Genomic DNA, 22,183 nt, shown 5'->3' with positions numbered 1-22,183 from the left:
ATGGACATTCTAAAATTTATTTCAAATAATATTCTGCAAGATCCACCTGTTTTGCTTGGGCTAATTGCAATGCTAGGGTTAATTGTTCAGAAAAAGCCCATTGCAGAAATAGTGAAAGGCAGTATGTCAGCTGCCTTTGGTATGATAATTCTTACTGAAGGTGTAAATATGTTAACTGGTGTGGTATCAGCAATTAATACTGCTATTCAAACCAAAATGGGTATTACAGTTGCAAAAGGCATGACAGATATTACCTTCACAGCTCAATATGGCGGAGATGTTGGTATGGCTATGTTTTTAGCACTTGTGATTCATATTTTGATTGCCAGATTCACTCCAATAAAAACCATTTTCTTAACTGGTCATATGCTTTGGTGGGTTCCTTTTGTTATTGTAGCCGGTGGCGTAGAAGGTGGATTAAGAGGCATTAATTTAATTGTTATGAGTGCTATCCTTTCTGCACTATACTTTTCGATCGCTCCGTGGATTATGCGGAAGTATGTTTGGGCGGCTACTGGTGATGACTCTTTCTTAATTGGTCATCCGACAACAATACTTTCATTAATTTCAGGTTTTGTAGCAAAACATGTTGGTAATAAGAAACATTCTACAGAAGACTTGAATGTTCCAAAGGGGTTATCTTTTTTCCGTGATATTTCAATTACGGGTGGCATAGTAATGTTTACGGTAGATATTATCGTGGGCATAATTGCCCCTACATTGGTTCCAAAAGGCAGCAATTTGTTTACTGTTGCATTAAATGCTGGTTTAACTTTCGGCGGCGGATTATTGATTCTGCTTTATGGAGTACGCTTGCTGGTCAACCAGATTATTCCAGCCTTTCAAGGAATTTCTGAAAAGCTGGTACCAGGAGCAAAGCCCGCTTTTGATGTGCCGATTTTGTTCAACTACAAGCCTAATGCTGTGATTATAGGATTTCTTTCTGCCTTTATTACTTCAACTATTCTGGTGCTGATTGCCAATGTAACTAATCTTTTTGGAATCTTGATTGTGCCGTTGATGATCACAAGCTTCTTCGAATGTGGGGGAGCAGCCGTAATAGGGGAAGGACAAGGTGGAGTTAAGGGGGCAATTATTGGTACTGCAGTTGCATCTGTTGCCATGGTAGCCCTGGTTGGAGTCTCAGCTATGATGATGGGAAGTACAATTAGAAACTGGATCCTTATTTTTGGAGGAAATGACCTTTCTTTATGGAGCATTATTAGTAAACTTATTGGAAGTTTGTTTGGAGGTATTTAATAATATGTATCGCTATATTGATAAAGTTGAAAGCATTCTTGACGCAGTAAAGAGAGACGAAAGGGATAGTATTGAAAAAGCGATAAAAATAATTACTGAAGCAAACATTAACAAGAACTCTATTTATATATTTGGTGCCAGCCATGCAGGCATATTGGCAGATGAAATGTACTATCGTGCCGGAGGGATGATAACAATTAATGCCATATTTGGCAGAGAGGTAATGCTTGACAGGAAACCTATTACTTTTACTAGTAAAATGGAAAGACTTGAAGGCTATGGCTCTGCACTGGCTAGTACAGTGAATTTTAAACAGAATGATGTTTTAATACTTCATTCTGTTTCTGGAAGAAATCCCGTTATTATTGACCTTGCACTTGCTGCCAAAAAACTGGGCGTAACAATTATTGGGCTGACTAATTTAAAATATTCAAAATCAGTAACAAGCCGGCATTCATCAGGAAAAAGATTATTTGAAATTGCAGATGTAGTAATTGATAATCATGGTGATATAGGGGATGCTGCATGTTCTATAAAAGGTACGGAGCAAAAAGCAGGGCCAACTTCTACTGTGGTAGGTGCAGCTATTTTAGATAATATTGTTGTAGAAGCAAGTCAAAGACTAATAGAACATGGAAATAAAGAGGCTCCAATTTTTTATTCAGCTAATATTGATGGGGGAGATCAAAAGAACAAAAAACTAATTAATGAATATCATGATATGATTCATTATCAATTTTAGGTGAAAAAAAGCATATATTTGAAATAAGTCCCAAAAGGCAGACAACTTTTGGGACTTATTTGTCTCTTTTATTGGTTTATTGGGTGCGCTTTTTATTTAACTATTGTTTTGATTAAAAACACTCAATATTAGAAAAAGTAATTTTAGTTTATTTTTATTATAGTTTGATATTGTTATGACATTGTTAAAGTTAAAAGTCATATGAACATGTTTTCATAACTTGTTTACATATTAATTAAGTTTACAGTCATCTTAAGTAAAATTTTGATTATGTAAAGAAGGTAAATTTAATGAATTTTGAAGAACGAGTTATTAGTCAATCAATAAATTTGACAGATTTAGAAGATAAAATTGTTAAGTATTTTTTTAAAAATAAGGAACATATTAGTGATTTAAAAATTACGTATTTGGCTCGCCAATTTTATACTTACCCTAATACAATTACTAGGCTTTGTCATAAGTTAGGGTATACGGGATTTTCAGACCTAAAGAGTTCAATTAAAAATGAAAATCTGGGAAACATAAAAACGGAAGATTACGAGCAGAAGGAATTACGAATAAACTTAGAATTAATCAATCAGATGAAAAGCGATAAAGTGTTAGATAAGTTGGTAAATGCTAAAAAAATCAATTTTTATTCAATGGGTCAGACCGCTTACGCAACAAGGCTTGTGGTAGGCAATTTCTATGCACTTGATTATAAGTCGTTTTTTTATGATTATCCGAATGACCTGACTCACATCATAGGACGTGAAAATGACGATGTTTTCTTTTTAATTAGTCTTTCCGGTAACAAAAAGCAATTGATTGAATTGGCCAAGGAAATTAAAAGTCATGGCAACTTCCTGATTACATTAACTCATCTTTCAATCAATCCTTTAGCAAAATTGGCTGATGAAAGGCTTTATTGCTATTCTCCCGATAAAAGGGTGGATGATTACAATGTTACTGATAAAACACCGATATTACTTGTGATGAATGATTTATTTAAAAAATACGCTGAAAAATTAAATAAGAAAATAACAAGTGTGTAATATTACACACTTGTTATTTTTTTAAGGGATTACGAGTGTACTTTTCCAAAAAATCGAGGGTAAAAAAATGTAAGCGCTTATAATTGCATTTGAAACAACAAAGGGAGGCGTAAAGATGAGTGATGAGCAAGTAATAATGCAATTAATTTCACAAGGAGGTAGTGCCAGATCTAATAGCATTGAGGCAATTAGAAAAGCCCGTGAGCGAGACTTGAAGGCTAGTGAACTATTAATGCAAAAAGCGCACGATGATCTAGTCAAAGCACATAACTTACAGACTAAGTTGTTACAAAAAGAAGTTAATGGTCAGGGTAAAGCGCCAACTTTATTAATGGTACATGCACAAGATCATTTAATGAATGCAATGACAGTAAATGATTTGGCAAAAGAAATAATTGCAATTTTAAGTTCAAAGGAGATAAAAGATGACTTATAAAATTATGTTAGCCTGTGCAGGTGGTTTTTCTACAAGTATGTTAGTAACACAAATGAAAAAGGCAGCTAAGAAGGAAAACATTGATGTAGAAATTAATGCTGTAGCTGAATCTGCTCTGAATAATTATGATGATTTGGACATCATTTTACTCGGACCGCAAGTTGGACATATCAAGCCTGAACTGGAAAAAGAATTTTCAATTCCAGTCAGAGTAATTGACCAAATGGATTACGGAATGATGAATGGCGAAAAAGTTTTAAATGATGCAATGAAAGTATTGAAAGGAGCGGGGAAAGCTAATGACAGCAGCAAGTAAAACTAATCTAAGTAAATTACGAAATAAGATACAAACAGGAATGGGCAAGTTCCAGCGTAACAAATACGTTTCTGCCATTGCTGGTGGTATGATGGCTATTCTGCCTGTTCTAATGGTAGGGTCATTTGCTTCAATATTTTTCAGTTTAAATATAGGTCCATATCAAGCTTTCATTACGCAAAGCGGTTTGAAAAATATTTTTAATATTATTACAGCAGTTACTACAGATATCTTATCAATATATGTTGTTATTTCATTGTCTAATAGTTTAGCAGCAGAACTGAAAGTCGATAAGTTTATGTCAATAATCTCTTCTCTTGTTGCTTTTTTATTGGTTACTCCAATGCTAGTTCAAAAAGGTAAATTTATTGGACTTGATATGAATTACATTGGCTCACAAGGGATGCTTGTTGCAATGGTAGTAGCACTAACTGCAACCAGATTATTTGCACTTTTTGCTAATAACAAACATTTGGTAATTAAAATGCCGGATAGTGTTCCAGAGTTTGTTTCAAAGACTTTTGCTTCCATGCTGCCGATTTTTTTGATTACAATAATTTATGCAATCGTTAATTTCTTGTTTGCTTTGACACCGTACCATAACATTGATGATATGATTATGAAATTGATCCAAATACCACTTCAGGGCTTAGGTTCAAGTCCGTTTGCAGCTTTGGTTTTAGTTTTCTTCGCTGAATTTTGCTGGTTTTTCGGAATACATGGTACGATGGCAACAACAGCCGTATTATATACATTGTTTTATCCGTTCGATGTGGCTAATTTAAATGCATTTAAGGCAGGAGTAGCCTTGCCTTATATTGTGACAATGACATTCATTACTAACCAAAAGGGTCCTCGTGCACTAGCATATGCGATTTTATGCTTGCGTTCTAAGAGTGAAAGATTACGTTCACTTGGTAAAGTAGGTTTCATTCCAGCCTTCTTTGGTATTAGTGAGCCGTTTAAGTTTGGTATTCCTATGGTTTTAAATCCATTGGCTTTTATTCCTCTGACTATGGGTGGAACTATTAGTGTGGCCGCTACATACTTAGCAACGTATATAGGTTTAATCCCAAGACCTAATGGTATCCCTGTACAAACTGCTGGGACACCAGAATTCTTTAGAGCCTTTCTATTAGGCGGCTGGCGTATGGTCATTTGGCATGTCGTCCAGTTGTTAATTCTACTTGCAGTGTGGTATCCGTTTATGAAGCTGATTGATAAACAATGTTGTAATGAAGAAGCAGCTAAGGCACAAACTGCCGAGTAAAGGGGGAAATAGATGATTTCACAAGTTGAAGTTAAATATCTGAATCAGAATAACTATTCATTAAAATGGAAGAGTGCTAAAAGTGTGGCAATCTATTTATTACCTCGACCTGATGAAGAAGTATCCGAATTTTTAACGGAAACAAAGGCAAATCATGCAGAATTTAAAATAACTAAATATTACCGGCCGTATTTTTTGCTAAAGGATGAGGATAACCAAATAATTTACACTAACAGAGTTTTACCACTTCAAGGAAGTAATAATTTTCGTGATTTAGGTGGTTATATTGGTGCAAATGGCAAACGTATTAAGTGGGGTAAACTTTTTCGTTCAGATCACTTGCATCGTTTAACTGAACACGATAAAAAAGTTTTAGATGATATCGGAATAAAAACAGTGATTGATTATCGCAGTGAAGATGAGTATCAGTCACAGCCGAATCAAACTTGGTCAACTTTGCAACAGACTGTGCATTTAGTACCTGAAGCACAAAGAGCAGTTTTAGCAGCTAAAGCTGGTAGTACTAAAGAAAAGGTACGCCAACTAGTACAACGTGAGGTTGATAAAAATGTTAAGTTTGATAATTCTGGTAAAACAATGATTGATCAGGGGAAAGACTTTGTTCGGTTAGATGAAAATAAAAAGATTTATCGTAAGATGTTGACTGTTGTTTTAGACCAAAAGAATATACCACTTGATCAGCACTGTCGTGGTGGCAAGGATCGGACTGGTTATGGTGTAGCCCTGATTTTGTATCTACTTGGTGTAAATATGGATACTATTCTAGAAGATTACATGTTAACTAAAACTTTGCGTATTCAAAGAAATAAAAGACGAATGGCGCAGTATGCAAACGAAACTAGTGATCAAAATGTGTTAGATTATCTGTTTTCAATGCTTGATACCCGGTCAGAATACTTAGAAGCATCGTTTGCTGAAATGGTTAATATTTCAGGTAGCATTGATTCATATTTAAAGAATGAATTGAAAATAAGTAAAAATGACATTGATAAACTAAGAAAAATGTATTTAGAATAAGTTTTATTATCATATAAAAAATTAAGTCCCGAAATTATCTGATTAATTGCGGGATTTTTTAAAAGTATCAATAAGCGTATAATTATAATAAATTAAAACATTTTTATTTTATTAAGTTTATCTGCTAAGAAGGCATTATATGAATTATCAAGATTATGTTGAGCTAGGCTTAAATGATGATGGCAATTTAAAGCTGATCCTTAAAGGAAATGTAGAAAATAACGGTCAGAATAAGATAGGGGTCGTCAGTGTTGTTTACATTACAAAGGATGTTGCAAAAGCTAAACAAAAGTTAAGTGAATTAAATGCCAGTAAAAAAGAAGGAGACTATTACATGGTTTATAGCTGCCCTTTAGATAAATATTTACCAGATCTCGGGCACTATCCGTCAATTGAAATTACGCAAGATGACTTGTCCTAGGAAATGTTCTAGATATTAAAGGTAAAAAAATAGAAATAAATTGCATCTTTGAAAGAGGAAAATAAAGATTAAAAGGTTGACCAAGCACTTTAATGAAAAAAATCAAAATCTAATAGAACGAGACCGTATATTTAGGTAATAAATTCGCATTTTTTTGTCTTTTTACTTGGTTTTTTACTTTAATCATGGTATTCTAGATATTAAATTGTGCAGTCTGCATACAAAAAATTGGAGGTGTAGTTTAATGACAACTAAAAGAACTTACCAACCTAAAAAGCGTCACCGTTCAAGAGTTCATGGCTTTATGAAACGGATGAGTACATCTAATGGCCGTAAGGTTTTGGCTAGACGCCGTGCAAAGGGTAGAAAAGTCTTATCTGCTTAAACCACTGAAATCCCAGTGGTTTTTTTAATTTATAAGAGTGGAATGAAACGTTTTGAGAAAGTCTTATCGTGTTAAAACAGAAAATGATTTTCAAACAGTTTTTAAATCAGGTAATTCAATAGCAAACCGGGCTTTTGTTATTTATCAACTGGAGAAACCGGAAAACGAACATTTTCGTGTTGGTATTTCTGTTGGTAAAAAGGTCGGACATACTGCTGTAGTTCGTAATCGCCTCAAACGTTATATTCGTGCAGTTCTTACTGAAAATAAACCTTTAATTAAGCCGCATATTGATTTTTTAGTGATTGCTAGGCCATATGCACGTAACTTTAGATGGGATGATGTTCGTAAGAACCTCTTGCATGCACTCTTTTTAGCCAATATAATTGAAGAGATACCGAATAAAGTTGAGGAAGATTAGAGTGAAAGACATTTTAACTAAAAAGAATGTCAAGCGTCTACTTGTGCTGCTTACAGTAGCTGCATTAGCAGTTGTATTAACAGGATGTGCGTCAAATGCTAAGCCGGCGCCTATTTCTCATACAAGTGGCAGCTGGTGGAATCGCTGGGTCATTTATTACATGTCCACGTTTTTGCTGTGGCTGTCTAAACTGGTAGGCAATAACTATGGCTGGGCAATTATTATCTTTACGATCATTGTACGGCTAATTTTGTATCCACTTAGTGCGATTCAGATTAAGAGCACTACTAAGATGCAAAAAATTCAGCCAGAAATAGATGCTTTGCGTAAGAAATATCCTGGCAGCGATACCGAATCTAGAACTTTGTTGTCGCAAGAAACAAACAAACTCTATAAGGAAGCTGGAATTAATCCTTATGCTGGCTGTTTGCCGTTAATTATTCAGTTACCGGTTATGTATGCATTGTATGGCGCAATTTGGCAAACGCCGCAGCTGCAAACTGGCCACTTTATGTGGATGGATTTAGGTAAGCCAGATCCATACTTTATTATGCCAATTTTGTCTATGATTTTGACTTTTATATCAACTTATATCAGTCAGTTATCCACGCCTAAAGAATCACAAACTTTGTCAACCAAGATTATGACTTATGGTATGGCAATTATGGTTGGTGTAATGGGTATATATTTCCAGTCAGCTATTGTAGTTTACTGGGTAATTTCCAACCTGTTCCAGGTAGTTCAGACTTTCATTCTGCAAAACCCAATTAAGTATCGGCGTGAACTGGAAGAAAAAGAACGCCAGGAGCGCGAACGAAAACGGCAGCTAAGAAGAACGTATAAACGATTAAAACGTAGAAAATAATGTTAATCTAAATTAATGATTTAGATAAAGTAGTCAAAGTGCTTTATCCATCGTGATTATTCATGGTGGAGTAATGCGCTTTTTTTATTGAAAAGGAGAAAATCATGGCACAAACTTTAACGGAGTTTGATACGATTGCAGCAATTTCAACGCCAATTGGTGAAGGTGGAATCTCTATTGTCCGCATGTCTGGTGAAGAAGCAGTTAAAATTGCCAATAAGGTTTTCAAGGGTGCTAATTTAATTAAAGTGCCAACACACACTATTCATTATGGTCATATAGTTGATCCAATAAGTGGGCAAGTCATTGATGAAGTTATGGTTTCTGTGATGCTTGCTCCTAAGACATTTACCCGTGAGGACATTGTTGAGATTAATTGTCATGGCGGCATTGTTGTCACTAACCATATTTTGCAGTTATTATTAAAAAATGGTGCGCGTATGGCTGATCCTGGTGAATTTACTAAAAGGGCGTTTGTTAATGGCCGAATTGATTTAACGCAAGCTGAAAGCGTAATGGATATTGTTCGTGCTAAAACTGATAAGGCCAGACAAGTGGCTGAAACTCAGCTGCAGGGTGGTCTGCTTGAGAAAATTAGGGCAATGCGGCAGGAAATTTTAGATACACTAGCCAATGTAGAAGTTAATATTGATTATCCTGAGTATGATGCAGATACTGTCACAGCCAAGCAGATGACCAGTGTTTCCCAGGCAGTTATTGCTAAAATAGATAAATTGCTCAAAACGGCAAGTGAAGGAACGGCGTTACGTAACGGCCTGGCTACTGCAATCATTGGGCAACCTAATGTCGGGAAATCATCTTTACTTAATTATCTGACTCAAAGTGATACGGCAATCGTGACAGATGTTGCCGGCACGACGCGTGACACATTAGAAGAATATGTCTCAGTTAAAGGCGTCCCCTTAAAATTAATTGATACTGCCGGCATCAGACATACTGATAATAAGGTAGAAAAAATTGGGGTTGAACGTTCCAAAAAAGCACTGGCAAAAGCTGATTTGGTTCTACTCTTGTTTGATTCAAGTAAGGAATTATCTCAAGAAGACTATGCCTTAATTGATGCTACTAGTGGGAAAAAGCGAATTGCCATTTTGAACAAAACGGATTTGGGGCAAAAAGTTTCTGCTGCTCAGGTTAAACAGCTGACTGAAAGTCCAGTAATCGCCATTTCAATTTTAAAGGAGCAAAATCTTGCTCAGTTAGAAGATGCAATTAAGGAACTGTTTTTCCAGGGTATTGAGAATTCTAACGATCAAGTAATGGTAACCAACCAGAGACAAGTAGGCCTGCTGGAAAAGGCCAAAAAGCAGCTGCAAGATGTCGTTCAGGCGTTAAAAGATGAAGTACCTTTAGATATTGCCCAAATTGATTTCAACGGTGCTTGGGATACATTAGGCCAGATTACAGGAGAAAGTAGTCCGGATGAGTTGGTTAATGAACTGTTCAGTCAATTTTGTTTAGGAAAATAGGTGGAAGTTAATGATTAAGAGTTATGACTCAAATGATTATGATGTCATTGTAGTTGGGGCTGGTCATGCTGGCAGTGAGGCTGCTTTGGCTAGCGCCAGAATGGGCCAAAAAACACTACTGTTAACGATTAGTCTTGATATGGTAGCATTTATGCCCTGCAATCCATCAGTAGGTGGCCCAGCAAAGGGTACGGTAGTGCGAGAAATTGATGCTTTAGGCGGCCAAATGGGTAAAAATATTGATGCAACCTATATTCAGATGCGCATGTTAAATACGGGTAAAGGACCAGCTGTACGGGCCTTGCGGGCACAAGCTGATAAATGGCAATACCATGAGCAGATGAAAAAAGTGATTGAAGAAACGCCTAATTTGACTTTAAGGCAGGCGACAGTTGATGAACTGATTGTCGAAGATGGGGTCTGCAAAGGCTTAATTACTAATACTGGGGCTAAATATCACGCTAAAAGTGTTGTTTTAACCACTGGTACGTCAGCTCGCGGGCGCATTTTTATTGGTGAATTGAATTATTCATCTGGTCCTAACAATACTGTTCCAGCAATTAAATTATCAGAAAATCTGGAGAAATTAGGATTCAAACTGCGCCGTTTTAAAACGGGTACGCCTCCTCGTGTTAACAGCAACACCATCGATTACTCTAAAACTGAGGAAGAACCTGGTGATAAAGTTCCGCGTCATTTTTCTTATGAAACTAAAGATGAAGACTACCTCAAAAATCAGGTTTCCTGCTGGATGACATATACTAATAAAACTACACATAAAATAATTAACCAAAACCTGACCCGGTCTCCAATGTTTTCAGGAGAAATTAAGGGAGTGGGACCACGTTATTGTCCCTCAATTGAAACCAAAGTAGTTCGTTTTGCGGACAAGCCGCGTCATCAGATTTTTCTAGAGCCAGAAGGTAAAAATACTAAAGAAGTTTATGTCGGCGATTTTTCAACCTCAATGCCGGAAGAAATTCAGTTAAAAATGCTGCATTCGGTTGCCGGCCTTGAAAACGCGGAATTGATGCGGCCAGGCTACGCCATTGAATACGATGTAATCGATCCCTGGCAGTTAAAACATACCTTGGAAACTAAAAATATCAAAAATTTATTCACTGCGGGCCAAATGAATGGCACATCAGGCTATGAAGAAGCGGCAGGACAAGGTTTGATTGCTGGTATTAATGCCGCTTTGCGAGCTGCCGGTCAACCAGGCTTTACCTTAGGCCGTGATGAAGCTTATATCGGTGTTTTAATCGATGATTTAGTAACTAAGGGGACAGAAGAGCCTTATCGTTTACTAACTTCACGTGCTGAGTACCGTTTGATTTTGCGTCATGACAATGCTGATTTGCGTTTAACGGATTACGGTTTTCAACTGGGCTTAATCTCTGAAGAGCGCTATTCCCAGTTTTTAGCAAAGAAAGAACAAATTGCGCAGGCTGCTAATGCTGTTAAAAAGATTACTGTTCACCCCACTAAAGAGGTACAAGACTACCTTGCAAGTATCGGAGAAGACAAGCTTAAAGCTGGTGTTAAAGCAGATGTTTTCTTAAGAAGGCCCAAAGTTAGGGTAGCGGATATTGAACGCTTGACGGGGGTGCCTATTTCGAATGAACGCTATGTCAGAGAGCAGATTGAAATCAACGTTAAGTATGCTGGCTATATCAAAAAGGAGCAGCAGCAAATTAATAAATTACACCGTCAGGAAGCAAAGAAAATTCCTGCAGACATCGACTATAATGCAATTGATGGTTTAGCAACGGAAGCGCGCGAAAAATTTGCCAAAATCAGGCCAGAAACAATTGCGCAGGCTGAACGGATTTCGGGAGTTAATCCGGCAGACATGGCAATTCTAAGCGTTTACGTGCAAAATGGTCGCTACGCTAAAATTCATAAATAAATTTAGTAAAAACTTAAAACTTATAAAAAATATTTTTCTTTAAATAATGCACACAAAAGAATACACAAATTTTGTGGTAATGATCAAGTAATCACAAATATGATTATTGCTATTATCTAAAAGTTATAAAGTAATTGCTTAACTTTGTGAAGATAATATTTTTACAAAGCGCTTACACCTTGTGCTAATCGTTAATTTTGGTCACTTGAAATTGTGAAATTATATGTTTTAATACAATATGTAAGTAAACATGTATTTAAGGAGATGCACTTTAAAATGGCAAAAATTAATGGCGCAAATGCCATGCTCCAAGTTTTATTGGACTGGCATATTGATCATATTTATGGTTTTCCAGGTGGTTCATTTGACTCAACAATGAATGCTATCCATGACTTTAAGGGTAAGATGAAGTATATTGAAGTTCGGCATGAAGAGGCCGGTGCTTTAGCAGCTTCAGCTGAATATAAATTAACTGGCAAGGTCGGTGTATGCTTTGGCTCAGCTGGTCCTGGTGCTGTTCACTTGATGAACGGTTTGTATGACGCAAAATACGACAAGGTTCCTATGGTTGCTATCGTAGCTAACGTTCCAACTGGTCGTCAGGATATGGATTTCTTCCAGGCTTTTGACGAAAAGCCTTGGTTTGATCCAGTCGCTGTTTGGGATCACCAAATCAAGCGCGCAGATCAAATTCCTTCAATGATGGATGAAGCAATCCGTCAAGCATATGCTAAGAAGGGTCCAGCTGTCTTAATTCTTCCTAAGGACTTTGGCTGGGACAAGATTGATGACAATTTCCGTGTAAATTATAATGCATTGCAAGCAATTCCTAATTATGCAGCTCCAAGAAAAGACGAAGTTGAAGCAGCTGTAAAGGTTCTTGAAGAAGCAAAGAACCCAGTTGTTTACTTCGGTTTAGGTATGAAGGGTCATGGCGATGTCTTAGAAAAATTCGCTGAAAAATTCAAGACTCCATTGATGTCTTCAGTTATGGCTAAGGGTGTTGTTGAAGATAAATGCCCAGCTTACATGGGTTCAATTGGTCGTGTTGCTCCTAAGCCAAGTGACGATATTCAAACTCATGCAGATGCTGTTATATGGGTAGGTAATGACTCACCATTCTCATTGTTCTTCTTTGACCCTAAGGCTAAAGTTGTACAAATTGATGTTGACTCAGAAAAATTAGGTAAGCGTCACGCAGTTGATGTTCCAATTTTGGCTGACGGTGCTAAGACTTTACAAGCTATTATTGATGCTGGTCAAGCTCGTGAAGAATCACCACTTTATAAGGCTGCTATTGCAGATCGTCAAAACTGGGAAGAATGGGAGCACAGCTTTGATGATTCAGACGAAATGCCAATTCGCCGTGAGCCAATCTTTGACATCATCAACAAATATGCTGATGATGATGCACAATTTGCTATTGATGTTGGTAACATCAACATTGACTTCCAACGTTTAGTAAACTTGCATGATGACCAAACTTGGGCAACTTCAGGTTTGTACGCAACTATGGGCTTTGGTTCACCAGCTGCACTTGCTGCTGCAACTGCTCACCCAGAACGCGAAGTTTGGAACTTGAGTGGTGATGGTGGTTTTGCCATGATGAGCCAAGAATTGTTGACTGAAGCTCGCTACAACATGCATATCTTAAACGTTGTCTTTACAAATGAAACTTTAGGTTACATTGAAGCTGAGCAAGTTGATGAATCACACCAACCATTATCAGGTGTTATTATGCCTAATAACGACTGGGCTAAGGTTGCTGAAGGTATGAACGTGAAGGGTGTAACTGTACGCACTAAGAAGGAATTCGAAGACGCAGTTAAAGAATTCAAACAAATGGATGGACCAATGTTAGTTGACATTAAGTTCACTCATGACATGCCTTACTCAACTGAATTGAATACTCTTGATGATCCAGAATTCGTTAAGAAGTATCAAGCAGAAGCATTGAAACCATTTAGCTACTTTGCTGACAAGTACGGCGTGGTAGCAGATGTTGCTTCAGGTGCTTCAGAAGCTGAAGAAGAGGAGCCGGAGCCAGAACCAGAGCCTGACACAACTTCAGGTGCTTCAGCTCACTAATAGCCCTATATATTGGTTTGAAAAAAGCGAAACTTTTTGAAAGTTTCGCTTTTTTGCGGTCTTACAAGTATAATGATAGAGTATGAAACTTAAATGATGGAGGACTATAAATGCAACAGTTCGGAATTATAGGCTTATCAGTAATGGGTAAGAACCTTGCTTTGAATGTAAGAAATAATGGCTTTTCCGTTTCTGGTTTTTCTATTGATAAACCAGAAGTAGATGCTTTTGCTAAATATGAAGATGATAAGTTGAAACCAACATATTCATGGGAAGAATTTGTTGATTCTTTGGAAAAACCACGTAAGATTTTAATCCAAATTGCGGCTGGTAAACCAGTTGATGAAACTTTACAAAAATTATTACCACTTTTGGATAAAGGCGATATTTTACTTGACGGTGGAAATTCAAACTTTCATGACACTAACCGGCGCTATCATGAAATGGAACAACATGGTATTCACTTTATTGGCATGGGTGTTTCAGGCGGTGAAGAGGGTGCTTTAAATGGTCCAGCTCTGATGCCAGGTGGAGATGAAGATGCTTATAAGAAAGTCGCTCCGATTTTAGAAGCAATTGCAGCTAAAAACTCTGAAGGTCATCCATGCGTCAGCTTTATTGGGCCTGAAGGCAGCGGTCATTATGTTAAGATGGTACATAATGGGATCGAATATGGCATTATGCAGGAATTTTCTGAAGTTTATGATATCCTACGTAAAGTTGCAGGCAAAACAAATGATGAAATGTCAGCTATTTTTGCTCACTGGAACGAGGGGCTGGTTAAAGCCTACCTAAGTGAGATTACGGCTGAGGTTTTAAAGCAAAAAGATAACCTAACCCCTGACCATGTAATTGATCATATCTTAAACGTGGCTTCTTATAAGGGTACTGGGAACTGGATGTTGGAAGACGGTGTTCATCTGGGAGCTCCAATCAGCGTTATTGCAGAAGCAGTTATTAGTCGCTTCATGTCTAAGGCCACTACTCGTGAAGGTAAAGAAATAAAGTGGAATGGTGAAGTCCCTCAAGATTTGATTGATAATTTGGGTAAAGCACTACAATTATGCCAAGCTGTTGCTTACGCCCAAGGCTTCCAACAACTAAAAATGGCTGCTGATGCATATAACTGGGATTTACGCTATCCTGCAATTGCTCAATCTTGGGAAGCAGGCTGCATTATTCGCTCATCAATGCTAAAAGATATTGAAAAGGCATTTGCTGAAGGTAAAAAACTCGACAACATGTTCCAGGACCCTTATTTCAAGGATTTGATGAATAAAAACATTCCTGCACTCCGCGCTGTGATTGAACTTGCTACTGAAGCTGGTATTCCTACTCCAACATTGAGTGCCTCACTAAATTACTTGGAATCAATATTTAACCCAAGTCTACCAGCAAACTTGATTCAGGGTCAACGTGATTACTTTGGAGCTCATACTTACTTTAGAAATGATCGTGAAGGCGTTTATCATACTGAGTGGTATGAAGAAAAATAAATTGTTACACGTGTAACTACTAAAACCAGTTAAAGCTAAGACTTAACTGGTTTTTTGCTAATGTTAAATCATATTAAAAAGCGGAGGTAAAATGAGAGATAAAAAAGTACAGATAAAACTCTTAGTAGAAGCGATACTAGTAGGGCTTGCTAGTGGCTTTGTCGTGGGAATTTTTCGCTTTGGCATTGCCAAGATGACAAAATTGTGGCTTACTCTGTTTCACGTGGCACATCAAAGTGCATTGTGGTTCATCCCAATTATATTTGGCCTTATTTTAGTTGGATTAATCGCAGGTTATTTTGTTAAGCAATATCCCCATGTTGGCGGCTCTGGTATCCCGGAAGTTAAATTGCAACTTGAAGGAAATTTAACCTTACAATGGTGGCCCACGTTATGGCGTAAAGTTATTGGGGGCATTTTAGTGATCAGTACAGGCCTGTTTTTAGGTCCTGAGGGACCTTCTTTACAAATAGGCTCAACTATCGGTCAAGGTGTTGGCGAAGGCACTAAGGAGTCGAAAACTAATGCTCGAGTACTATTAGCTACCGGAGCGGCCAGTGGATTAGCTGCAGCTTTTGGAGCACCATTAAGTGGTGCGTTGTTTGTACTTGAAGAAGTTTTTCATAATTTCTCTCCCCGCGTTTGGCTGAATGCACTGGCGGGAGCATTAGTATCAGATTTTGTTGTATCAAATATTTTTGGTCAAAAGCCATCTTTGTCTCTCATTTATCGTCATACTTTTCCTGTAAAGCTCTATGGTTACTTGTTACTTTTAGGCTTAATTTTAGGTTTACTAGGTCACCTTTATAAAGTTGGTTTATTAAAGGGAAAAAAGTTATATGCTAAAATTACTTTCTTACCTAGTTGGCTATATGGATTAATACCTCTTATTTTATTGATACCAATTGCCTATTTTTGGCCCTTAATTACTGGTCCGGGAAATAGATTGATTTTAGCCTTACCACAAATTATTAAACAAAGTAGCTGGAAAATAGTTGGTATGTTACTGTTTTTCTTTATTGTGAGAATTATTTTTTCTATTATTTCTTATGATTCAGGCTTGCCTAGTGGTATTTTCTTACCCATATTGACAATGGGAGCTGTGATTGGTGCCAGCTACGGCCTTATTTTGGTTCAATTACATTTATTGCCTGCAAAATTGGTAATTAACTTGATTATTTTTGCAATGGCCGGGTTCTTTGCTGCTGTAATTCGAGCTCCATTTACAGCTATTATCTTAATTACGGAAATGGTGGGGTCGCTTCTGCATTTAATGCCTTTGGCTGTGGTAGCTTTTGTTGCCCTGCTGGTTGATGAATTGCTTAATGGAGACCCAATTTATGGCACACTGGCGCGAGCAATGGTTGCAAACAATAAGAAACATACCCCCGCGATATCAGGCAAAACTGACCAACTAACGGTACCAATTTATGAGGATAGTCAGCTCGCAGGCAAAAAGATCATGCAGATTAAGTGGCCTAAACATACATTGGTTAAGGCGGTGTATCATGATGGCCAGTATCTAATTCCCAACGGACAAACATTAATTAAAGCCGGTGATTCATTAGTTTTAACACTAGATGCTGGACGACGCGGAGAAGTATTTTGCCAGATAAAACAAATGCAAAGAATAAAATATGATGGCTAAAAAGAAGCCTTAGTTACAATAATACCCCCGAATTTGCTCTAAATTTGGGGGGTATTTCATAATGTTTTTTGACTGGCTTTAAATTTTATTTTTTTAGATATTTAGGTGAAGTTTCTGGTGCCCAGATTAAACAAATGACAAAAGCAACCAAGAGAACGCAGGCGCAAACAAGCATTGCCAAGTTTGGCCCGCCTATTTCTGTTAGAATTGGCAATAAAATGTCCCCGCAGCCGCACCAATACGACTGATTGTAATATAGGTTCCCACACCACCGGCTCCAATTAATCCAGTCCACATGTTACTAATTTGAATGTATTTAGCAGTACTGTTCATAGCTACGCCAGAAATTCCTAGTGAAAACCACTAGCAAGCCCTAACGCAATGGCAGTCATTACGCGTAAATGAACTTTTGCAAGAGGTGCCTTTTTATAATCTTTTTTAATTGTTTTTGTCTTTTCTTCTTTCATAATAATAGACTAAATACGAGCTACTTAATCTACTTTACAACTTCCCTTTCATTGAATGAATTAAAAGCAAAAGTTCATTTTTTTAAAATTAAAATGAATATAACTAAAATTAAGGCTGCAAGGAGCCAAATACTAAAATTTACCACTGCTTTTGCAGTATTTTTATTATCAAGGTTAGTGTGATTAATCAAATATTCACAAGCAAATATCAAAAAGCTGAATGTGGCCAGCCACAAAATGGCGCAGAGTCTTCCAGCAGTTGAATAAGGGAAAAAGCCAGAATTAAGACTGGCTAGTAAAGCGACAACAAAAAACGTAACAGTGCTAATATAGCGGCTGAACCATTTCTCTTTAGTGTTGGACATGATAATTTACCTTCTTTCATGAATAAAATGTAAATATTTTTATGAATTATAATAGCAAATAAATAAAAATAAAGTGTAATTTATCAATTAAGCATAAACAAAAAGGCCACTTCTAAAAGTGGCCTTTGTAATTAGACAGATATTCTTACATATTTGTGATCAAGAAAAAGATAACAAATACAACTAATAAAATATACATCATTGGTGAAACTTTTTTGGCCTGTTTTGATGCAATCATGGTAATTGGATAGGCAATCATGCCAAGAGCCAAGCCATCAGAAATGCTATACGTTAAAGGCATACCAACTACTGTTAAAAATGCTGGAAAAGCAATCTCAAATTTATCCCAATTGATTTTTTTCAGGTTTCCTGCCATAAGCACCCCAACAATAATCAATGCTGGAGCAGTAACAGTAGTGGGGATAACCGCCAAAAGCGGGCTGAAAATCATTGAAATCAAGAAAAAGATTCCTACAAAGATTGCAGTTAAACCTGTGCGACCACCCATAGCGATGCCGGCACTAGATTCAACAGATGTACCAAGTGGTGCAGTTCCTAAGACTGCTCCTTCAACCATGGCTAACGAATCCGATAGGAACGCTCTACCAATTCGTGGTATTTTACCATTTTGATCAACCATTCCTGCTTGTTCAGTCATGCCAATCAGCGTTCCTGCAGTGTCGAAGAAAGTAACCAGCAAAAAGGTTAAAACTACCATGAATAGTTGGGGAGTATTAATATCTTTTAAATGAAATACGGCTTGACCAAAGGTAGGAGCAATGCTTGGTGCGCTGGCGATAATACCTTTAGGAACAGCTACTTGGCCAATAATAACCCCAAAGACAGCTGTTACTACCATACCGATAAAAATGGAACCTGGCACATTCATTGCCATTAAAATCACAGTTAAAACTAAACCGAAGAGGGTAATCCAAACGGCTGGTGAATTAAATTTGCCCAAAGTAACTAAATTTGAATCACTATTGACAATTAATTTGCCGTTTTGCAGGCCAATAAAGGCAATAAATAAGCCAATACCAGCCGAAATAGCATATTTCAAATCCTGTGGAATGGCATCGACTACTATTTCACGAAGTTTCAAAACTGTTATTAAAATAAACAAAACAGATGCAACTAAAACAGCAGCTAAGGCAGTTTGCCAGTTAATGTGCATTCCGCCACAAACGTTGTAAGCAAAAAATGCAGCACTGCCAAGTGTGGGAGCTAAGGCTACAGGATAGTTAGCAACCAGACCCATAATAAAACAGCCTATTGCAATTGAAACTGCGGTTACTGTAAAAGCCGCTCCCTTGTTAATACCTGCTGCGTGTAAAATGTTAGGGTTAACAAAAAGGATGTAGGAGAGACTGACAAACGTGGTTAATGCAGCTATTAACTCGCGCTTAACAGTGGTATGAGCATCGTTTAAATGAAAGACTTTATCTAATGTCGTCATTTTTCCTCCAAAAAATATTAAAATTATAAAGAACTAATATAACTAGTATATAACTTATTTAGTATAAAAATCCATTTTATTCAAAATTATTTCCCAGGTAATAAAAAAAGCAAATCTGTATAGATTTGCTTTAACAGCTTACCACATACCAATTAGTTTCATCCAGGCTAATCCGATTATGCCATAAACTAAGATATAGAAGATACCGAATATAAAACTAAGTTTCCACCATTCATTTTGCTTAACATATCCTGAAGAAGCTAAAACAGAAGCGGCAGGACTGGAATAGTGAGTTGTGGAGCCCATAATTGCTGAAAATAGCGCTAAAAACTGTGCTGCCAGTAATTTTGGTGCTCCTGCTGAGATTGCTACGGTTAAAAGAGGCAGATACATTGCTGAATTATGAGCCGTAGCACTGGCAAATAGATAATGAGTATAGAATAGAACTAGTGCTAATACTACTAAAACTACTAGCCAGTTGAGACCCTTCATTGCACTAGAAATACTTGTTGATATCCACCCAATTAAACCAAACTGAGTTAGTTTTTCAGCCATAAATACTAAAATAGACAACCAAATCAGAATGTTCCAAGCTCCGGTTTCGCTTAACAGGTCTTTAGGTGTTAATACACCTGTAAGCAGTAAAAGTGAAACAGAAATGAATGCAATCAATGTAGCATCTATTCCTAAAGTACTGGAAAGCATCCATAAAACTAAAGTAATTGCAAAAATAACTGCCATTAATTTTTCAGGCAAAGTAAGTTTACCCATTTTTGCCAGTTCACCGTCAGCCCATTCTTTAGCGTTAGGAGTTTCCTTGATTTCTGGTGGGTAAAGCTTATAAACAAAATATGGTACAACAAGTAAGCAAATTGCTGCAGGCACAATGCTGGCCGTTAACCATGGCATCCAGCTGAGAGTCACACCTGCTTTACCAGCAAGTGCAACAGCGATTAAGTTAGGTGCGCAAGCAGTCATAAATAATGATGAAGTAATAATGTTAACTTGAAATTCTGTAAAAGTTAGATATGCTCCCATCTTTTTACGAGATGGGTCATTGGGCTTAGAGTCAAATGTATTTGCTAATGATTGAATTAATGGATATACCACGCCACCTGCTCTCGCACCATTTGAAGGAGTTGCAGGAGAAACTATTAAATCAATGGCACCAATAGCATAGCCTAAGCCTAAGGATTTATGACCAAACCATTTAACAAAATATAAAGCAATTCTCTGGCCTAAGCCCGTTTTTACAATACCACGTGAAATCATAAAAGCCATAACGATTAGCCAAGCAGATGAATTGGCGAACGCGTCAATTGCTCCTTTTGCGACGACCTTCCCGTTAACAATTTTGTCAGCAAGGGGTGCAAGCCCGAGGCAAATAGTAAGAGTAAAGCCTATTAAAGTAACACCGCTAATAGCTATAGGTAACGTAATACAACCAATGATTGTTCCAATAAATATTGCCAGCATATGCCAGGCTTGGACTGATACTCCGGCAGGACGAATTGGGGTCGTAAACCAGAATATCAAGCCAAACAATAGTGGCAATATAAATTTTTTATAATCTATCGTCTTCATAAAAGACTCCCTTCTAAATAAAAAAGCAAATATATTAGGCGAATAAACACCCTTATATTTGCTTAGTTTAACATATTATTCTTTTAAAACAATTAGTAAGTTTAAAAATTCAATACCCATAAGAACACGATGAATACGAAGAAAAGTATCCACATCATTGGTGTAACTTCTTTTATTCGCTTAGCAGCAACCATACATATAGGATATGTTATTAGTCCTAGGGCTAAACCGTCTGAAATTGAATAAGTTAAAGGCATACCAATTAAAATTAAGAAGGCAGGAACGGCAATTTCCATTTTATCCCACTGAATATGAGCGGTGTTTTGAGCCATCAAGACACCAACAATAATTAGTGCTGGAGCCGTTACGTGAGTTGTAAATAAGCCTAAGAGGGGACTAAAGATCATTGATATTAAAAAGAAAATTGCTACAAAGACGGCTGTTAAACCTGTTCTGCCGCCAACAGCAATACCAGCACTAGATTCGACAAATGCACCAACTGGTGAAGTTCCTAAGACTGAGCCAACCATCATGGCCGTGGAGTCTGAAGCCAGCGCTTTACCTACCCGGGGCATCTTATTGTCTTTCATAAAACCGGCTTGCTGGGCTAAGCCAATTAAAGTACCTGCAGTATCAAAGAAGGTTACTAAAAGAAAAGTAAGAACAACAACCCACATTTGTAAAGTATTGATGTCTTTAACATGAAAAATTGCTTGACCAAATGATGGAGCGATGCTTGGTGCAACAGAAATTATTTTAGTTGGTAAAGAAATTTGCCCTGTGACTACACCGAAGATGGCTGCTAAAACCATTCCAATAAAGATAGCACCTGGCACGTTTAAGATCATTAAAATAACAGTAACAATTAAGCCAAAAATGGTAATCCAAACAGCTGGATCATGAAGTGATCCCAAACCAACTAAAGTTGATTTGTTTGCTACGATTAAGCCACCGTCTTGCATTCCTAAGAAAGCGATGAACAAACCAATTCCAGAAGAAATGGCAAATTTTAGATCGGAAGGAATAGCGTTAATTATCATCTCTCGCAACTTAAACATAGTAATTAAAATAAAGATGATAGATGCTACGAAAACAGCAGCTAAAGCTGTTTCCCATGAAACATGCATGCCTATGCAAACTGTATAAGCAAAAAAAGCATTGATGCCCAACGCAGGAGCTTCCCCAATCGGGTAATTAGCAACAATTCCCATAATTGCAGTACCCAGAGCACTAGCTAAAGCAGTTGCTGTAAAAACCGCACCTTTATTCATGCCACTGGCTCCCAGAACGCTAGGATTAACGAATAAAATGTATGACATACTGATAAAAGTGGTTAATCCAGCTAGAAATTCGATTTTAACACTGGTTTTATATTTATCGAGTTGAAAATAACTCTTTATGAAGTTCATCTAACCTCTCCCAAAATTATTGTTCGCGTTTTATATCAAAATCAACGCCTACAATAGTTTATCATTCATTTAAAACAATGTAA

At 37.1% G+C, this 22,183-nt stretch carries 19 protein-coding genes and 1 pseudogene; 16 read left to right on the top strand and 4 right to left on the bottom strand.

Annotation, left to right across the window (positions count from 1 at the left end):
• From ERK18_RS02800 to ERK18_RS02725, 16 genes are all read left to right on the top strand, one after another.
• Nucleotides 1-1,260, top strand: coding sequence for a PTS ascorbate transporter subunit IIC (locus ERK18_RS02800; protein WP_187154188.1), 1,260 nt, complete (start codon nucleotides 1-3; stop codon nucleotides 1,258-1,260).
• A 4-nt stretch (nucleotides 1,261-1,264) separates the two neighbouring features.
• The gene (locus tag ERK18_RS02795; RefSeq protein WP_109586969.1) at nucleotides 1,265-2,002 is read left to right on the top strand and encodes a sugar isomerase domain-containing protein; all 738 of its coding nucleotides are present in this window, start codon (nucleotides 1,265-1,267) and stop codon (nucleotides 2,000-2,002) included.
• A 290-nt stretch (nucleotides 2,003-2,292) separates the two neighbouring features.
• Complete coding sequence (locus ERK18_RS02790) at nucleotides 2,293-3,036, top strand: MurR/RpiR family transcriptional regulator (protein WP_187154187.1); 744 nt, start codon at nucleotides 2,293-2,295, stop codon at nucleotides 3,034-3,036.
• 115 nt (nucleotides 3,037-3,151) lie between these two features.
• Nucleotides 3,152-3,472, top strand: a complete 321-nt coding sequence (locus tag ERK18_RS02785; protein ID WP_109586967.1) for a PTS lactose/cellobiose transporter subunit IIA — start codon at nucleotides 3,152-3,154, stop codon at nucleotides 3,470-3,472.
• A complete protein-coding gene (locus ERK18_RS02780) occupies nucleotides 3,462-3,788 on the top strand; it encodes a PTS sugar transporter subunit IIB (RefSeq protein ID WP_109586966.1) in 327 nt (108 codons plus the stop codon). Before ERK18_RS02785 ends, ERK18_RS02780 begins: the two co-directional genes overlap by 11 nt.
• Complete coding sequence (locus ERK18_RS02775; RefSeq protein WP_187154186.1) at nucleotides 3,772-5,058, top strand: PTS sugar transporter subunit IIC; 1,287 nt, start codon at nucleotides 3,772-3,774, stop codon at nucleotides 5,056-5,058. The genes ERK18_RS02780 and ERK18_RS02775 overlap by 17 nt, the downstream gene beginning before the upstream one ends.
• 12 nt (nucleotides 5,059-5,070) lie before the next feature.
• Nucleotides 5,071-6,096: a tyrosine-protein phosphatase gene (locus ERK18_RS02770; RefSeq protein WP_187154185.1), complete on the top strand. Its 1,026-nt coding sequence runs from the start codon at nucleotides 5,071-5,073 to the stop codon at nucleotides 6,094-6,096.
• Nucleotides 6,097-6,235: 139 nt separating this feature from the next.
• Complete coding sequence (locus ERK18_RS02765) at nucleotides 6,236-6,517, top strand: hypothetical protein (RefSeq protein WP_045928868.1); 282 nt, start codon at nucleotides 6,236-6,238, stop codon at nucleotides 6,515-6,517.
• Nucleotides 6,518-6,761: 244 nt separating this feature from the next.
• Nucleotides 6,762-6,902, top strand: a complete 141-nt coding sequence (rpmH, locus tag ERK18_RS02760) for a 50S ribosomal protein L34 (RefSeq protein WP_003549412.1) — start codon at nucleotides 6,762-6,764, stop codon at nucleotides 6,900-6,902.
• 52 nt (nucleotides 6,903-6,954) lie between these two features.
• The gene (rnpA, locus tag ERK18_RS02755; protein ID WP_034978598.1) at nucleotides 6,955-7,323 is read left to right on the top strand and encodes a ribonuclease P protein component; all 369 of its coding nucleotides are present in this window, start codon (nucleotides 6,955-6,957) and stop codon (nucleotides 7,321-7,323) included.
• Between the two features lies 1 nt (nucleotide 7,324).
• Nucleotides 7,325-8,188, top strand: coding sequence for a membrane protein insertase YidC (locus ERK18_RS02750; protein ID WP_187154184.1), 864 nt, complete (start codon nucleotides 7,325-7,327; stop codon nucleotides 8,186-8,188).
• A gap of 104 nt (nucleotides 8,189-8,292) precedes the next feature.
• Entirely contained in the window at nucleotides 8,293-9,678 is a 1,386-nt protein-coding gene (gene mnmE, locus ERK18_RS02745) for a tRNA uridine-5-carboxymethylaminomethyl(34) synthesis GTPase MnmE (protein WP_187154183.1), read from the top strand.
• A 10-nt stretch (nucleotides 9,679-9,688) separates the two neighbouring features.
• Nucleotides 9,689-11,587 carry a tRNA uridine-5-carboxymethylaminomethyl(34) synthesis enzyme MnmG gene (mnmG, locus tag ERK18_RS02740; protein WP_187154182.1) on the top strand — a complete coding sequence of 633 codons (1,899 nt, stop codon included), beginning with the start codon at nucleotides 9,689-9,691 and terminating at the stop codon, nucleotides 11,585-11,587.
• Nucleotides 11,588-11,863: 276 nt separating this feature from the next.
• Nucleotides 11,864-13,675, top strand: a complete 1,812-nt coding sequence (gene spxB, locus ERK18_RS02735) for a pyruvate oxidase (RefSeq protein WP_187154181.1) — start codon at nucleotides 11,864-11,866, stop codon at nucleotides 13,673-13,675.
• A gap of 110 nt (nucleotides 13,676-13,785) precedes the next feature.
• Complete coding sequence (gene gndA / locus ERK18_RS02730; RefSeq protein ID WP_187154180.1) at nucleotides 13,786-15,171, top strand: NADP-dependent phosphogluconate dehydrogenase; 1,386 nt, start codon at nucleotides 13,786-13,788, stop codon at nucleotides 15,169-15,171.
• Nucleotides 15,172-15,262: 91 nt separating this feature from the next.
• Nucleotides 15,263-16,819: a ClC family H(+)/Cl(-) exchange transporter gene (locus ERK18_RS02725; RefSeq protein ID WP_187154179.1), complete on the top strand. Its 1,557-nt coding sequence runs from the start codon at nucleotides 15,263-15,265 to the stop codon at nucleotides 16,817-16,819.
• An 85-nt stretch (nucleotides 16,820-16,904) separates the two neighbouring features.
• Here the strand turns inward: ERK18_RS02725 and ERK18_RS02720 are convergent.
• The 4 genes and pseudogenes from ERK18_RS02720 to ERK18_RS02705 all read right to left on the bottom strand — a co-directional run.
• Nucleotides 16,905-17,095, bottom strand: a pseudogene (locus ERK18_RS02720) (MFS transporter); the annotation flags it as partial.
• Nucleotides 17,096-17,796: 701 nt separating this feature from the next.
• Nucleotides 17,797-19,107 (bottom strand): NCS2 family permease, encoded by a 1,311-nt coding sequence (locus ERK18_RS02715; RefSeq protein WP_187154178.1) that lies wholly within the window; start codon nucleotides 19,105-19,107, stop codon nucleotides 17,797-17,799.
• Between the two features lie 138 nt (nucleotides 19,108-19,245).
• Nucleotides 19,246-20,691, bottom strand: coding sequence for a DASS family sodium-coupled anion symporter (locus ERK18_RS02710; protein ID WP_046332856.1), 1,446 nt, complete (start codon nucleotides 20,689-20,691; stop codon nucleotides 19,246-19,248).
• A 101-nt stretch (nucleotides 20,692-20,792) separates the two neighbouring features.
• Nucleotides 20,793-22,100 (bottom strand): NCS2 family permease, encoded by a 1,308-nt coding sequence (locus ERK18_RS02705; RefSeq protein WP_187154177.1) that lies wholly within the window; start codon nucleotides 22,098-22,100, stop codon nucleotides 20,793-20,795.
• Nucleotides 22,101-22,183 lie beyond the last annotated feature (83 nt).

The organism is Lactobacillus kimbladii (assembly GCF_014323605.1).
GTDB classification, from domain to species: Bacteria; Bacillota; Bacilli; order Lactobacillales; family Lactobacillaceae; genus Lactobacillus; species Lactobacillus kimbladii_B.
Note: the sequence above shows the minus strand (reverse complement) of the source record. Positions and strands in the feature narration are given on the sequence as shown.